The organism is Bradyrhizobium sp. 147 (assembly GCF_023073935.1).
Classification (GTDB): Bacteria; Pseudomonadota; Alphaproteobacteria; order Rhizobiales; family Xanthobacteraceae; genus Bradyrhizobium.
The window spans coordinates 1-15,337 of sequence record NZ_JADPKL010000117.1; the positions used below are offsets into that span (position 1 = coordinate 1).

A 15,337-nucleotide genomic window follows, 5' to 3' on the forward strand; every position below is an offset into this window, starting at 1 on the left:
GACCACATGGGGCGGGGGATTGAAGGCTGGGGCAAGGTGACGAGGTCCGGACTCCTAGGCACTCCGGACCTCGAAACTTTTCAGATTGAACGCGATGCGCGCCGTCCGGCTGTTCAGCCGGGCGGCGCGTTCGCGTTTCAGCGTCGTCGTTCGGCCCGGCGCCTAAAGCGCGATGAATCGTCATCGCGCTTCAGGCGGCTGTTTAAGCATGATCTTTTCGGAAAACCGCTTCGCACTTTTCCGGATCATGCTTTAGCGCGTCTGCGGCTCGATCGTCACCGTGCAGTCGCCCTGCCCTTGCGTTGCGACCACGATGTCACCCGCGGGAGCGCCCAGGGCAATCGGCGCGGACGAGCCGCCGCCGGGCATCTGGACCGTCACGCTCAGCGAATCCGTGCGCGCGGTCGAGCCGACGGTTGACGGCTCTGCTTCGGCCACGTTCCCCGAGGCATCGCGCCGCATGATCCGGCAGTTCACATTGCGGGCGCCGGCGGCCGCCATGCTCTGGCCGGCGCTGCCGCCCATCTGCGCACGAGCGCGCGACGGATCCCGCGGAACCTGGCTGACAATGCGATGCGTGCGCGGCTCGACGATGACGACGTCGTCATCCGTCGCGAAATACTCATAGTCGCGATATTGCGGCTCGATCGACACGATCTCAGGCGGCAGCCGATGCAGACGGACGCGCGAAGGGATCGTCTCACCCACCCGGATCGCGATGCTCAGGTTGCGCTCTGGTGGCGCCAGGCGCGCGCGGCTTACCGTTTCAGAGATCCGCACCTGCCGTTCAGACGTCATGCTGGTCTGCTGATTGACCTGCGTGTTGGTCTGCGTGGTCTGATTGGCTTGATTGGTCTGCGTGCCCGTCGCCGGCGCAGTCTGTGCATTGTTGGTTGGCGCCGTCCGGTTCGTGTCGGTCGCGGTAGCCGGGCGGTTGTTCTGTTGCGCCGGCGGCTGTTGTTCGGCGGCGTTGCGCGGCGGCTGGGTCTGGTTGCGCTCGTTCTGGTTGGCCGCAGCTCCACTGCGCTCGTTCTGCTGGCCCGCAGGGCCGGTCTTGGATTTTTCGGACTCGGCAGTTGATTTCTGCGGCGCGGACTTGTCCTGCTTCGTCTCTGCGCTGCTCTTGCTGCTGTCGCGCCCAGGTTTGGCGGTCTCGGCCTCGCGGTTGCGATCGCGCGAAGGTTCGCGAGATTCTTGTGCCCGATCCTTCGCCTTCGGTTGATCACGTTCGGCGGCTGTAGCTGGCTGGCGCTTGTCTTCGTTGGCCTCGCGCTTGGCCGCGCCGCCTTTCTCTTCGCGACCGGCCCCCTGGAGTCTCTCCTGAGCGCCCTGCGTGCGCTCCTGAACCCGCTCTTGAGCGCCTTGGGCTGCGCCCCCGCGCTGCGGCGCAGCGCCTTTGGCCGGTTCCTCGGTCCGTTTCGGCTCGTCTTTCCGCTCACCGGGCGCCTGGGCGTAGGCGAAGCCGGAGGCGAGCATCAGTCCGACGGCCGCGGTCGATAACATCAAGTGCTTGCGCATAGTCCCTCTCCTCGACAATTCACAGCAACAGACGCGAACGTTCTGCGGGTACGAAGGTTCCTGCCAAGGAACGGGAGCAGATCACGCGGCTTACATTGCGTCCTTCAACGTGAGGCGGGCCGTGAATGTCACGGTGGTCTTGCCGACCAGCGCCATGCCTTCGACCTCGGCGCCGCCGGCCGAGTAGTCGCCCGAGAAACCGCAGGTGACCTCCCTGCCGCCGAATGCGAGGGTCTTGCCGATGGCTTCGGTATGCTGATTGACGATCATGTCGCCGCGCCACTTGCCGTTCCGGAACGTGTAGCTGCCGGTGTAATAGAAATAGCTGTCGCCGCCCATGATGCGCCCGTCGCAGAGCACGACCACGCCCCTGGCCTGACCGCGTTTGCCGTCGCGCATTTCGATATCGAAGATGTAGAGGCCGTTGACGACCTTGGCTTCCTCACCCGCCCCCTCTCCGACTGGCATCCGATCGTCCCCTCAATGTCCATGCGCCGCGCCGATCAGTTCGGCACGTTCCGTTCAAGATCCTCAAGCCATGCCGCCGCGCTCGCATCCGACGGGGCTCGCCAGTCGCCGCGCGGCGACAATGACCCACCCGCCGAGACCTTCGGTCCATTCGGCATCGCCGAGCGCTTGAACTGGCTGAAAGCGAAGAAGCGACGCAGGAATACCTCGAGCCAGCGCCGGATCTCGGGAAGATCGTAGGCCCTGCGCCGGTCGCTCGGGAAGGCCGGCGGCCATTCGCCCGTGGCGACGTCCTTCCAGGCGTGCTGCGCCATGAAGGCGATCTTGGAGGGACGCATGCCGAAGCGCAGCGTGTAGAACAGGTTGAAATCCTGCAGCTCGTAGGGCCCGACCGACGCTTCCGTGCTCTGCGGCTTCTCGCCCGGCTGCACCGGCACCAGCTCTGGAGAGATTTCGGCAGCGAGGATCGCGCCAAGCGTGCGGTTGACGTTGTCGCTGAACTGGTTCGATGAGATCACCCAGCGGATGAGATGCTGGATCAGCGTCTTCGGCACGCCGGCATTGACGTTGTAATGCGCCATCTGGTCGCCGACGCCATAGGTGCACCAGCCGAGCGCGAGTTCAGAGAGATCGCCCGTGCCGATAACGATGCCGCCGTGATGGTTGGCGAGGCGGAACAGATAGTCCGTGCGCAGGCCAGCCTGCACATTCTCGAAGGTGACGTCGTAGACCTTCTGGCCCTTGCCAAAGGGGTGGCCGATATCCTTCAGCATTTGCGTGGCCGTGGCGCGGATGTCGAGCTCTTGCCAGCTCGTCTGCAACGCCTTCATCAGCGCCAGCGCGTGGGTCTTGCTCTCGCTGCCGGTCGCAAAGCCCGGCATCGTGTAAGCCAGGATGTTTTCGCGCGGCAGGCCGAGGAGATCGACTGCCTTGGCGGCGACGATCAGGGCGTGCGTGGAATCGAGCCCGCCGGAGACGCCGATCACGACGCGCTTGGTGCCGGTGGCGCGCATCCGCTGAACGAGGCCGGCGACCTGGATGTTGTAGGCCTCGTAGCAATCCTGCTCGAGCAGGCTCTCGTCGCTCGGCACGAACGGAAACCGCTCGACCTTGCGCAGGAAGCCGATGTCGGCGGCCGGCGGCTTCAGCGCGAATGTCACCTTGCGGAAAAACGCCTCTCGCTGCCGGCGATTGTCGTCGAACGTGCCCATCAGCGCGCGCTCCTGCCTGAGCAGGTCGAGATCGACGTCGGCCAGCGTAATCTGGCCGTCCTGGCGGAACCGCTCGCCCTCGGCCAGCAGCACGCCATTCTCGTAGATCGAGGTCTGGCCGTCCCAGGCCAGATCGGTGGTCGATTCCCCTGCTCCGGCGGCGGAATAGACGTAGGCTGCGAGGCAGCGCGCCGATGTCGATTGGCACAGCAGCGCGCGCGAGCGTGCCCGGCCGATCGTGATCGGGCTGCCCGAGAGGTTGATCAGCACGCTGGCGCCCGCGAGGGCGAGCTCGGATGCCGGCGTCACCGGAATCCACATGTCCTCGCAGATCTCGACGCCGATGGTGAGGCCCGGAACGTCCTCGGCCGAGAACAGAAGGTCGACGCCGAACGGCGCATGCAGCCCGCCAAAGGAGATCGTCTCTCCGGCGATGCCCGCGCCGGAGGCGAAATGCCGTCCTTCGTAGAATTCGCGATAGGTCGGCAGATAGCTCTTGGGCACAACGCCGAGCACGTTGCCGCGATGGATGACGACCGCACAATTATAAATGCGATGGCCAAAGCGCAGCGGTGCGCCGACGATCAGGACTGTCATCAGTGCCGCGGAGGCCTCGGCGATCGCAGCGAGCCCGCGCTCGACCGCATCGAGCAGCGGATCCTGCTTGACCAGGTCTTCGATCGCGTAGCCGGACAGGCACAGCTCGGGAAACACGGCAACTGCCACCGATTGTTCGTGGCAGGCATTGGCCGCCACCAGGACGGCCTTCGCATTGGCCGAGGGGTCGGCCACGCGGGAGGTGGTGACGCAGGCCCCTACGCGCGCAAATCCATGGGCATAGATCGAGTGGAAAGACATCAAGCGCTGTACCTTCAATCCTTGCAATCTCTTCAATCACTTGCGCCACTAGCCGCAGCCGCCAGCACCGCATCATATGTAGCCCATCGACCGGCGCCCGTGCAGACCATCCGCCGTCATGCATAACCGATTTGCATGTCGGCCAGCCGGCGCCCGCGACGTCAGGCGCTGCGCGCCAAGACCCCGGACAGGTCGTCGCGGAGCCATTCGGCTATCCGAGGCCAGGCATGGGCGTGGGTCCGCGCCCCCATGAAAAGGCCGAGATGACCGCTCGGCTCGGAAGCTGCCGCAATGAAAGCCGGCGGCGTGCCGACGAGATCAGCGGTGGCGAGCGCCTGCACAGCCGGCACGACGTCGTCGTCCAGCCCGGCCAGCAGGAAGATCGGCGCCTTGACGTCCTTCAGGTCAACCGGGCGGCCGAGCGCGACGAATTTGCCGCCGGCAATCCGGTTCTCCCGGAAAATCCAGTTGACGATCTGAAGGTAATAAGTGCCGGGCAAATCGAGCGTCTCGCTATTCCAGCGGTCGAAGCGCGCGAGCAGGGTCGCGCCCTCCTCGTCCGAGAGTCCCCTCTGCAACGCCACTGCGATATCGTCGCTGTCAGGCGCCTTGGACCAGAAGCGCAGCATCTCCTCGCCCCTGACATTGCCGCCGCCGCGAGCGACGAGCTGGTCGTAGACCAGCTCGGGCGCGTTGCGGGCGAGCCGCGACAGCGCCGAGTCGATCGACAGATCGACCGGAGCGCCGACCAGGACCAGCCGCCGCACCTTGGTCGGAAAGCGCGCCGCGTAGAGCAGCGACAGCCAGCCGCCCTGGCACAACCCGACGAGATCGACCGGCGCGCCGATCTCGTCGATGGCGACGTTGAGATCGGTCAGATAGCTGTCGATCGAGAGATAGCGCATCTCCGGCGTGGCTGACCGCCAGTCGGTGAGATAGACGCGGTCGATGCCGCCATTTTGCAGCGACTGCACCACGCTGTGGCCAGGCGCGAAGTCGGCGATCAGGGCCCGATGCAGCGCATAGGGCGCGCAGACCAGCGCCGGCTGCCCGGACCGCGTCTGCGTGAAATCGCGCAGGCGCATGGTCGCAAGCTCCAGCGCGACCGTGCTGGGCGTCGTCCACAGCAGGCTGCTCTCGCCCTGCTCCGCAGCTCCACGTTCCAGCCACCAGAAACAGGCGTCCATGGCCAGTCGCGCCGCCGCAAACGGCCACAGCAGCGGGTCATCCGGCGCATGGCCTGATCCGCCTGGCTGTCTGCCGGCCTTCTCCACCATGGCTATCTCATCCTCACAGGAACGCCTCGAGGCTCACGACCGAAATGCCGCGATCCTTACGGAGCCGTCGAGATCGATGCCGCGACAGGCGTCCTCGACGACGGCGACCTCGAAACCTGCCGTGCGAGCGTCCTCCGCCGAGAAGCGAACACAGAAATCCAGCGCCAGACCGGCGACGAAGACGGTCTTCAGCTCGCGTTCGCGCAAGTAACCGAGCAGTCCGGTCGGCGTCTTATGGTCGTTCTCGAATAGCGCCGAATAAGAACCGATGCCGCGGCGAAAGCCCTTGCGCACCACCAGGCTCGCCCTGACAACGTCGAGCTCCCGGTGGAATTCAGCGCCCGTCGTACCCTGCACGCAATGAGAGGGCCAGAGAACCTGGGTGCCGTAGTCGAGCTCGATGGTCTGGAACGGCTGCTTGCCGGCATGGTTGGCCGCGAATGACACGTGATCACGCGGATGCCAGTCCTGGGTCAACACCACATTGGCGAATTTTTGGGCGATTCGGTTGATGGCGGGGACGACCTTTTCGCCGCCGGGAACGGCGAGCGCCCCGCCGGTGCAGAAGTCGTTCTGTACGTCAATCGCCAGCAGCACGTCGCGGTCGGAAATCTTCATCGCTGGTCTCGTTGCATCTGCGCCGGCGCGAAGGCGCCAGGCGCGCTCCCCTAGTGTCCGCCTTCCCGCGCTGCTGCGCAACCGTTGGTCCGTGAGGAAGCACCCGCGAATTGGTCGGCGGAAGGGCGCACAGGGTGCAACGGTTTGACGTCAACCGTGTTGACTAGCTGCACCCAAGGACGGATTCTGACAGCCGTTCGCAATTTGCGATCAGAGAGCGGAGGAAGCGGTTCCCGCAGCCCGTGCGGCTGCGGCAGCCATATGGCCATGAGGATCGGCAAGACAGGACAGATTCTTCTCGCCGATATCGGCGGCACCAATGCGCGCTTCGCGCTGAGCCAGGCTGAATCGAGTAACGGCGATCCGACCGGACCGATCGACTACGTCAAGGTCGCCGACTTCCCGACCGTTCGGGAGGCCATCGTCGATGTTCTCGCTCGCAGGTCCTCCGGCGGGCAGCCCGGAAGAGCCGTGCTGGCGGTGGCGGGCCCCGTCACCAACAATCGCTGCGTCATGACCAACAGTCCGTGGGTCATCGACGGCAACGAGCTGCAAGCTGCGCTCGGCTTCGACAGCGTCCACGTGCTCAACGACTTCGAGGTGGTGGCCTGGTCCCTTCCCGCCTTGCAGCCTGCCGACCTCATTCCGCTTGGCGGCCAGAATGGCCTGCCCGGAGAGCCCTTGCTGGTGGTTGGGCCCGGAACCGGCTTTGGGGTGTCCTGTTTGGTCGAGCGCCATGGCGCACGGCTGGCGGTCGTGACCGAGGCCGGTCACGCCACCCTGCCGGCGGAGAACGAGCGCGAGGAACGCGTGATCGCCTGTCTGCGCAAGCGCCTCGGCCATGTCTCCATCGAGCGCGGCGCGCTCTCGGGTTCCGGCCTGCAAAGCCTCTACGAGGCCCTGGCGGAGGTCGATGGCGCCCAAGTACCGCATCGGGATCCTGCCGCCATCACAAAGGCCGCGCTGGAGGGCACTTGCCTCGTCAGCCGCGCGACGCTCGACATGTTCTGCGCCATCCTCGGCTCGGTCGCGGGCAATCTCGCCGTGACCTTCGGCGCCCGCGGCGGCGTCTATATCGCCGGCGGGATCGTGCCGCGTTTTCCCGAGTTCCTCGCGGCGTCCGCATTCCGAGCACGCTTCGAGGCCAAGGGACGCTTCCAGGATTACTTGCGCAACATCCCGACCAGGCTGGTGATCAAGCCCGATGCGAGCTTCGTCGGCCTCAAGATGTTCGCCCAGCACAATCCAATTGACCAAATTGAGCGGACGAAGCGCCCGCTCGCGGGTCCAGCAATTCACAGCTGATTGCAGCGTACACCGGATTTCACGCAGGATCGTGCTTGCCTGCGCGTTTGGCATGCGAAACAATCCTGTCCTGTGTGTGGCGTAGTTCGGGGGCGTGGCATGCGTAAACAGGATTTCGGTTTCGACTATCACCGCTATCACCGCCTGCTGCGCGAGGCGGATAACGAAGACAAGCGGCTGGCCTTGATCGAGCTCCTGATCGAGGAAAAGGCAAGGGACCGGCTGGCCGCCCAGCGCGCTTCGGATCGCGCCGCCATGACGGCGCATACCATTGCCACGGTGCTGAGAAAGGGTCGCAACTGAGGCTTGCGAGCTCGTCCCGGCGCGGGAGAACACGGGCGATTGCGACTTCGTTAACGATGCCTCGCAATCTGACGTCAAACTTTTTGCTCTAAGACTTCCCCCACCTGAGGCAAATCAGGGCCAATAACCAATAAAGGGGGGAAGTAAACATGAGCATGATCTCGCTCGCCGTAATGCCGGCCGCCGTCGAACCGCGGTTCGCCGTTTCTTCGTTCAAGACCATCTTGCTGTTCTGCTGCACCGGCCTGGCCGTCTCGTTCGGCCTGATCGCGCGTGGCATCGATCTCAGCGCCGGCCTGATCTGACAGCGCGCCGAGCTCTTTCGCCAAATGGCCGTCCCCGACGGGCGGCCATTTTCGTTGGTGATCTCAGTGCGGCGTCTCGCCGTCACCAGTGCGGCGTCTAGGCCGGCATTCAATGCGGCGCCTTCTCTGTGGCTTCCGGAAACATCGAATCGATCATCGCCTTGAGCTGATCCATCGCGATCGGCTTTCGCAGGATCGGCCTGCGCCGCAGCAAGGACGGCAGCAGCTCCGGTCCATAACCCGTCGCGAACAGAAACGGTTTTCCGCGTCGCTCGATCAGGTCGGCGACGGGATCGACGTAGACGCCCATCAGATTGATGTCGAGGATGGCCAGATCGTACTGCGCGGTCATGGCAAAGGCGCTGGCATCGCGGACATTGTCCGCTTCCGCAACGACGCGGTGGCCGAGCTCCTCCACCATGTCGGCGATCATCATCCGGATCAACGCCTCGTCTTCGACCAGGAAAACGGAGAGTCCGTCCGCCATATCAACCCCGCAGTCAGCCTTACGAAGCTAACCATAACCGAATTGCGGAGAGGATACACGAATTCGTGGCCGGCGCCCTTAATTCAGACGCGCCCGATCCGATTCAACTTGATCAATCCAATCCTCGCTCGTGGCTCAGGCGCACCATCTCCTGAATGAAGACCTGCTTCTGCTTGTCATCGAGGCTTGAATAGAGCGGCTCGGCCGCGTCGGCGACGTTGCGCTGGTCGGCCGCCCGGTCGATCAGGAACTGCGCCTCGTTGCGCATCTGCTCGATGATATCGTCGGGCGGATCGCGCTTGGCGCGCGCGACCCGAAGGTTGAGCCGCTCTGCACCATTATGCCCGAGGTAGTGCATGGCGCTCGAGAAGCCGTACCAGTGCTTCTCCTGATCGGGCGTGAGGTTCAGTTCGGTCTTGATCCGCTCGATATAGGCATCGCTGTTGGCAACGATCTGTTCCGCGCTCTGCTGCGGAGCGCCGGTCTGGGTGAGAACCGTCACATCCTTATTTTCTTTATTGTCCTTGCCATTTTGCGGGGCGTTCTTCGCTTCCTTGCTCGCTTTGGTGCCCTTCCCCGCCTTGGCGCTCTTGGCGTCCTTGTCCTTGCCGCCCGGCTGCTTGGCATCCTTGCTTGCATCCTTGCTGGCCTCCTTGGGCGGCGGCGCCTGATTGCCATTGTTGCCGACGCCGAGCACGCCGGTGAAGACGCCCACCACGCCGCCGATGGCGCCGCCGAGCACGCCGCCGACCGGACCTGCCGCCTTGTTTCCGGCCGCCGCGCCCTCCTGAACGCCTTTGACCAGACCTTGGGCGTTCGCCACCGCGGCGACGCCCAGCAGCAGCGCGAGCACGGACCCCAGCGCCAACCATCGTCGCAGGTGAAGCCGCGCTGGCAGCACCGGTTTGATCATTCTCGTCTCCATCGTCGATCTGGCTGGCCTGTCGGGCGAAAGGCCCATGGCAATTGCAACTCTATCGTTTCCGCCGCGCCGAGGTCCAGACGCCACCAATCGCCGTCCACGCCCGAAAAGTCTTTCGCGCGAAGCGGTTATGCAGGCTTATTCGAAACTGCGGCGTAATTGCGCACGGATCGTTCGAGGGCTCGTTAGCGCCAAGTGTGCGTCGCAAAATGAACGTCCGCGGTTTGCCTGCAACACACGGTCGTGAATGCGCTCGCGGCGCTGCCGGGGCACACCATTAGTTCTAGACGAGGAGCCGTTCGGCTTTCTCGACAGATGCGATCAATCATGATCTGATCGCGCTACCAATTTGCTGCGATCTCGCGTGAATACCGCGAGCCGACGGCACCAATAAGAAAATCCAACAACGAGAACTCAAGAAAGAAGTCTCTCAGAGGAAACTCCAACAACAACACCCAAGCGAGGAAACGAGATGTCACGCAAGACACTGACGCGACGTCAATTTGTGGCTGCCACTGCAATGTCCTCCGCGGCGCTGATCACGGCGCCTTATGTCAGGGGCGCTTATGCCGCCGGCAAGCTCTCAATCGGCTTCTGGGACCATTGGGTGCCCGGCGCCAACAAAGCCTCGACCGATCTCGTCAACGAATGGGCCGCGAAGGAGAAGGTGGAAGTCTCCATCGACTACATCACCAGCAACAACAAGAAGATCGAGCTGACCGCCGCGGCCGAAGCCCAGGCCAAGTCGGGTCATGACATTCTTCAGATGCCGAGCTGGTGGCCGCAGGCCTATGCCGAGAACCTCGAGCCGCTCAACGACGTCATGGAGCCGCTCCTCAAGCAGAATGGCGAGGTGAACGGCACCGTCAAATATCTCGGGAATTCGGGCGGCAAATGGCTCGCAGTGCCCGCGACCCCCGGCAGCCAGATCAAGGGGCCCTGCTCCCGCATCGATTTGATGAAGCAGCACGCCGGCATCGACGTACAGGAGATGTACCCGGCCGGCAGCCCGCCCAAAGCGGACAATTGGACCGTGGAGACCTTCCTGAAGGCAGCCGAGGCTTGCCAGAAGGCCGGCTTTGCATTCGGCATCGGCCTCGGCGAGACCACCGACAGCGTGGATACCGCCGGCGCGATCTTTCAGTCCTTCGGCGCCGAGCTCGTCAACGCCAAGGGCGATATCACGGTGAAGACCGATCAGGTTCGCCAGGCCATGGAATTCTACAAGAAGCTGATCGCGTTTCTGCCGCCGGATGCACCCTCCTGGGACGATGCCTCGAACAACAAATGGCTGATCTCCGGCCGTGGCGCGATGATCCTGAATCCGCCGAGCGCCTGGGCTGTTGCCAAGCGCGATGCGCCGCAGGTCGCCGAGCAGTGCTGGACGCACGGCTTCCCGTCCGGTCCGAAGGGCCGGTTTGCGCCGTACCTGCCGTACTTCTGGGGCGTCTGGAGCTTCGGCAAGAACAAGGAGGCGGCCAAGAGCCTGCTCGTTCACTTGTCCGCGCCGTCATCGATCGAGAAGTTCGTCGCGGTGAGCGGCGGCTATGACCTGCCGGCCTATGCGAACATGACCAAGTTCAAGACCTGGGCGGAAGAAGGGCCGCCGAAGGGAACGCTCTTTCACTATCCTGACCCGTACAAGCATCAGACGCTGTCGATCGCGGCATCGCCAGCGCCGCCCAAGATCGCACAGCAGATCTACTTCCAGGCGACGCTGACCAAGATGGCACTGCGTTATGCGCGAGGCGAAACGTTGGAGCAGGCGCTCGCCTGGGCCGAGGGCGAGTGCGAAGGCTTCATGCGGAGCTAGGCCGGGGCCTGCTGACAGGGCGGCTCGCGTCACCTGCGTGAGCCGCCCTGGCTCCGTGCTTCAATCTGCTTGACGGTGGAGCCGCCTCGCCGGCCTCACGGTTGGACAGCATAAGAGCATACAGAAAGACTGACCCAAGGATTCTGATATGGCCGATGTCGTCGTTGAGCGAGGTCGCATCGCCCGTGCGGCGGGCGCCCGCAGGGGAACGAGCCTGCGCAATGCGCTCGGGCGCAAATCGACGGTCGCGTTTTTCCTGACGCTGCCGCTGATCCTCCTGATCGCGCTGCTCGTGCTCTACCCCGCCTTCTATTCCGTTCATCTGGCCACGCTGAACAAGTCGATGACGAAGTTCGTCGGCTTCGGCAACTTGACCTTCCTGTTCAAGCGCGAGACGTTCTGGATGGTGGTGCAGCAGTCCTGCATCTTCGCGATCACGGCCGTGATCTTCAAAGCGCTGATCGGATTCATCGTCGCGCATTTCGTCCACAACATTCCGGCCAAGGGCCAGCGCAAATGGCGCGGCATGCTGCTGGTGCCCTGGGTGATCCCACCGGCAATGAGTACGCTGGCCTGGCTGTGGCTGTTCGACCCTTCCTACAGCGCCTTCAACTACACGCTGTCCTTCTTCGGCGTCGGCCCGATCCCCTGGCTCGGCGACACCTTCTGGGCACGCTTCTCCGTCATCCTCGTCAACATCTGGTACGGCGCGCCTTTCTTCATGATCATGTATCTGGCCGCGCTGAAATCCGTCCCCGATCAACTCTACGAGGCCGCCGCGATCGATGGCGCCAATTGGTGGCAGCGGATCTGGTACGTCACCTTGCCGATGATGCGCAATATCATCGCCATCACCACGCTGTTCTCGCTGATCGTCACCTTCGCCAATTTCGACATCGTGCGCATCCTGACCTCAGGCGGTCCGCTGGATACGACGCATCTGTTCGCCACCTGGGCGTTCCAGGTCGGCATCCAGAGCAGCGACATCCCGCTCGGCGCCTGTGTCTCGCTGTTCATGGTGCCGATCCTGGCGGTCGCTGCGATCTTCATCCTGCGCGATGTCAACAAACGCGGAAACGAAGCCTGATGAGCACGCTCGCAATCGACAAGGCCGGCCCCTCCCGCAAGGTCAAGTATGGCAGCATGAGCCGCGACCGCGCCTGGGCGCTGCGCTGGTCCTACTTCTTCCTGGTGCTGTTCGCGATCTTCTTCCTGACGCCGCCGATCTATATGCTGATCACCTCGCTCAAGAGCAGCGCGGAGATATCGGCGGCAACCAATCCCTGGTGGGTATTCCACCCGACGCTGTCGAACTATGTCGAGCTGCTGAGCTCGAACCAGTTTCTGCGCTTCTTCTGGAACTCGTCGATCGTGTCGATCGTGGTCGTGATCATCACGATGCTGATCAGCATCCCCGCGGCCTTTGCGCTGGCGCGGATGAAGTTCTGGGGCTCAGCGACGCTGGCCACCGGCGTCTTTCTTACCTACCTGATCCCGGACAGTCTTCTCTTCATCCCGCTGTTCAAGATGCTCGGGGTCGTCCAAGACTACACCGGCATCACGCTGCTCAACCGATGGTACGTGCTGCTGTTCATCTATCCGACGTTGACGGTGCCGTTCTGCACCTGGATCATGATCGGCTATTTCGCCTCGATCCCGAAGGAGCTCGATGAAGCCGCCCTCATCGATGGCGCCTCGTGGCTCCAGACCTTGACCCGGATCTTCATTCCCGTTGCATTGCCCGGGCTGATCGCGGCGACCATCTTCGCCTTCACGGTGTCCTGGGCCCAGTTCCTCTATCCGCTGGTGTTCACGACCTCGATCGATCAGCTCGTGCTGCCGGTCGGCATCACCACCACACTGATCAAGGGCGACGTCTTCAACTGGGGACAGATCATGACCGGGGCGCTGCTTGGCGCCGCGCCGCCGCTGATCATCTACGCCTTCCTGATGGACTATTACATTGCCGGCCTGACCGCCGGCGCGACGAAGGGTTGAAATCGAGGGGTTGAAGTGCAATGGCCGACGTTTCCCTGCGTAAGGTGATCAAGCGTTACGACGATGTCGAAGCCGTGCGCGGCATCGATCTCGATATCTCCGATCATGAATTCATCGTGCTGGTGGGCCCCTCCGGCTGCGGCAAGTCGACGACGCTGCGCATGATCGCAGGGCTCGAGGACATCACCGACGGTGACATCATGATCGGCGGCGACGTGGTCAACGACGTGCCGCCGAAGGACCGCGACATCGCCATGGTGTTCCAGAATTACGCGCTCTATCCGCACATGACGGTCGCGGAGAACATGTCGTTCGGCCTGCGCCTGAAGCACTATCCCAAGGCCGAGATCAAGGCGCGAGTGACCGAGGCCGCCCGGCTCCTCGACATCACCGACCTGATCGATCGCAAGCCGAAGCAGCTATCCGGCGGCCAGCGCCAGCGCGTTGCGATGGGCCGGGCCATCGTACGCAATCCGAAGGTGTTCCTGTTCGACGAGCCGCTGTCCAATCTCGACGCCAAGCTGCGCGTGCAGATGCGGATCGAGATCAAGAAGGTGCACCAGAAGGTGCGCACCACCACGGTCTACGTCACCCACGACCAGGTCGAGGCGATGACGCTGGCCGACCGCGTCGTTGTGATGAACAAGGGATGTATCGAGCAGATCGGCACGCCGAACGAGCTCTACCACAAACCGGCGACACGCTTCGTCGCGGGCTTCATCGGCTCGCCCGCGATGAACTTCATTCCGTGCCGGCTCGAGGACGTCGGCGGCACGCTCCAGATCCGTCTCACCGACCGCATCGCTTTCCCGCTGCCGCCAGCCCGCGCCGCACGCTACAAGACTCTGCCGCGCACCGAGAAGCTGCTGCTGGGCCTTCGCCCCGAGCACCTCACCGAGTCGCATGCGCATCTCGCGCCCGGCGTCGAAACCTTCGAGACCGTGCTCGACGTAACCGAACCGATGGGGATGGAGACGCTGGTCTATTTCGGGCTCGACGGCACGCCGGTCTGCGGCCGCGTCGATCCCAATGCCGGCGCCAAGGACGGGGCACCCATGCGTTTGGCGATGGACCTCAACAACATGCACCTGCTAAACGAGGCGTCCGGCGTCGTGTTGTGATGCCGGTCCAAGAAACTCGCGCAGGCAGGAGACGATGGCGACCAACAAGAAGAAGATTTTCGTTACGCAAACTTTGTCGCAAGGGGCACGCGCCCTCCTCACCCAGCGGGACGATATCGAGCTCGTCGAGTTTCCGAACCTGATCTCCGCCAAGGACTTCGAGGCTCTGCTCAAGAGCCATGCACCGGTCCATGGCGTCGCGCTCGGCGCCACCGCCTTTGGCGAGACCGAGCTCGAAGCCGCAAAAGACATGAAGGTGGTGACCCGCATCGGCGTCGGCTACGACGCCGTCGACGTGCCCGCCCTCTCCCGCCGCAAGGTGCCGCTGATGGTCGCTGGCAGTGCCAACTCGCCCTCGGTCGCGGAAGCCGCGCTGTTTATGATGCTGACGCTGGCCAAGCGCGCGCAGGAATTGCACGCTTGCGTCAAGGACGGCAAATGGGCCGACCGGCTCGGCATGCTGCCGTTCGATCTCTACGGCAAGACCGTGCTGATCATCGGCTTCGGCCGTATCGGCAGTCGCACCGCCAAGCGCTGCCTGGCGATGGAGATGAAGGTACAGGTCTATGATCCCTACAAGCCGGCTGCCGATATCAAGGCTGCCGGCTGCGAGCCCGTCGCCGATTTCGATGCCGCGCTGCCTCATGCCGATTTCGTCACCATCCATTGTCCGAAGACGCCGGAGACGGTCGGCCTGTTCGATGCGGCACGGATCGGTCGGATGAAGCCGAAATCCTATCTCATCAACACCGCGCGCGGCGGTATCGTGAACGAGGCCGCGCTCTATGACGCGCTGGTCTCCGGCAAGCTCGCCGGTGCCGGTATCGATGTGTTCGAGGTGGAGCCGCCGCCGCTCAGCAACGCACTGTTTGCGCTGCCCAACGTCATCATGGCCCCGCATGTTGCCGGCGTTACCGTCGAGGCCGTGAGCCGCATGAGCGAGCAGACCGCGCGCAACATCCTGAGTGCGCTGGACGGCGATCCGATCCGGCAGAACGTCATCAATCAGGACGTGCTGGGCTGAGCCGAACTCCGGGCGGGCGGCGCAGGCGCTCGCTTGGGACGACCAAAAACCGTCCCATTTTGGTGCAGATCGAGCCCCAACTCAGCCTTAATCAAACGCGCGTAATGAG

The 15,337-nt window shown here is 63.6% G+C and carries 15 protein-coding genes; 8 read left to right on the top strand and 7 right to left on the bottom strand.

All coding sequences use genetic code 11. The features are described from left to right. Nucleotides 1-252 precede the first annotated feature (252 nt). From IVA87_RS28375 to pncA, 5 genes are all read right to left on the bottom strand, one after another. A complete protein-coding gene (locus tag IVA87_RS28375; RefSeq protein ID WP_247295059.1) occupies nt 253-1,476 on the bottom strand; it encodes a DUF1236 domain-containing protein in 1,224 nt (407 codons plus the stop codon). Nucleotides 1,477-1,608: 132 nt separating this feature from the next. Continuing rightward, a complete protein-coding gene (locus IVA87_RS28380; protein WP_247275624.1) occupies nt 1,609-1,986 on the bottom strand; it encodes a GrlR family regulatory protein in 378 nt (125 codons plus the stop codon). Nucleotides 1,987-2,021: 35 nt separating this feature from the next. Then, entirely contained in the window at nt 2,022-4,055 is a 2,034-nt protein-coding gene (locus tag IVA87_RS28385) for an NAD(+) synthase (protein WP_247295062.1), read from the bottom strand. A 161-nt stretch (nt 4,056-4,216) separates the two neighbouring features. Next, entirely contained in the window at nt 4,217-5,332 is a 1,116-nt protein-coding gene (locus IVA87_RS28390; protein WP_247336189.1) for an alpha/beta fold hydrolase, read from the bottom strand. Nucleotides 5,333-5,365: 33 nt separating this feature from the next. Then, the gene (pncA, locus tag IVA87_RS28395) at nt 5,366-5,950 is read right to left on the bottom strand and encodes a bifunctional nicotinamidase/pyrazinamidase (protein WP_247336192.1); all 585 of its coding nucleotides are present in this window, start codon (nt 5,948-5,950) and stop codon (nt 5,366-5,368) included. Between the two features lie 267 nt (nt 5,951-6,217). On the opposite strand from pncA, the gene glk reads away from it, so the two are divergent. The 3 genes from glk (at nt 6,218) to IVA87_RS28410 (ending at nt 7,863) form a co-directional block, all read left to right on the top strand. Continuing rightward, nucleotides 6,218-7,255: a glucokinase gene (gene glk, locus IVA87_RS28400; protein ID WP_247336338.1), complete on the top strand. Its 1,038-nt coding sequence runs from the start codon at nt 6,218-6,220 to the stop codon at nt 7,253-7,255. A gap of 99 nt (nt 7,256-7,354) precedes the next feature. Further along, entirely contained in the window at nt 7,355-7,558 is a 204-nt protein-coding gene (locus tag IVA87_RS28405; RefSeq protein ID WP_247295068.1) for a hypothetical protein, read from the top strand. A 149-nt stretch (nt 7,559-7,707) separates the two neighbouring features. Further along, complete coding sequence (locus tag IVA87_RS28410; protein WP_247336195.1) at nt 7,708-7,863, top strand: hypothetical protein; 156 nt, start codon at nt 7,708-7,710, stop codon at nt 7,861-7,863. A gap of 109 nt (nt 7,864-7,972) precedes the next feature. Here IVA87_RS28410 and IVA87_RS28415 read toward each other — a convergent pair whose 3' ends face one another. Together IVA87_RS28415 and IVA87_RS28420 are read right to left on the bottom strand one after the other, a co-directional pair. Beyond that, the gene (locus IVA87_RS28415) at nt 7,973-8,350 is read right to left on the bottom strand and encodes a response regulator (RefSeq protein WP_247275629.1); all 378 of its coding nucleotides are present in this window, start codon (nt 8,348-8,350) and stop codon (nt 7,973-7,975) included. Between the two features lie 112 nt (nt 8,351-8,462). Next, on the bottom strand, nt 8,463-9,263 hold the full coding sequence (locus IVA87_RS28420; protein WP_247295072.1) for a Spy/CpxP family protein refolding chaperone: 801 nt from the start codon (nt 9,261-9,263) through the stop codon (nt 8,463-8,465). Between the two features lie 481 nt (nt 9,264-9,744). Between IVA87_RS28420 and IVA87_RS28425 the strand changes: the two genes are divergently transcribed. From IVA87_RS28425 to IVA87_RS28445, 5 genes are all read left to right on the top strand, one after another. Next, nucleotides 9,745-11,085: an extracellular solute-binding protein gene (locus tag IVA87_RS28425; protein ID WP_247295074.1), complete on the top strand. Its 1,341-nt coding sequence runs from the start codon at nt 9,745-9,747 to the stop codon at nt 11,083-11,085. A gap of 148 nt (nt 11,086-11,233) precedes the next feature. After that, nucleotides 11,234-12,172 carry a sugar ABC transporter permease gene (locus IVA87_RS28430; protein ID WP_247295076.1) on the top strand — a complete coding sequence of 313 codons (939 nt, stop codon included), beginning with the start codon at nt 11,234-11,236 and terminating at the stop codon, nt 12,170-12,172. Then, on the top strand, nt 12,172-13,083 hold the full coding sequence (locus IVA87_RS28435) for a carbohydrate ABC transporter permease (protein WP_247295077.1): 912 nt from the start codon (nt 12,172-12,174) through the stop codon (nt 13,081-13,083). Before IVA87_RS28430 ends, IVA87_RS28435 begins: the two co-directional genes overlap by 1 nt. Before the next feature lie 20 nt (nt 13,084-13,103). Then, nucleotides 13,104-14,204 (top strand): sn-glycerol-3-phosphate ABC transporter ATP-binding protein UgpC, encoded by a 1,101-nt coding sequence (gene ugpC, locus IVA87_RS28440; RefSeq protein ID WP_247275634.1) that lies wholly within the window; start codon nt 13,104-13,106, stop codon nt 14,202-14,204. A gap of 34 nt (nt 14,205-14,238) precedes the next feature. Continuing rightward, nucleotides 14,239-15,228 carry a hydroxyacid dehydrogenase gene (locus tag IVA87_RS28445; protein WP_247295080.1) on the top strand — a complete coding sequence of 330 codons (990 nt, stop codon included), beginning with the start codon at nt 14,239-14,241 and terminating at the stop codon, nt 15,226-15,228. Nucleotides 15,229-15,337 lie beyond the last annotated feature (109 nt).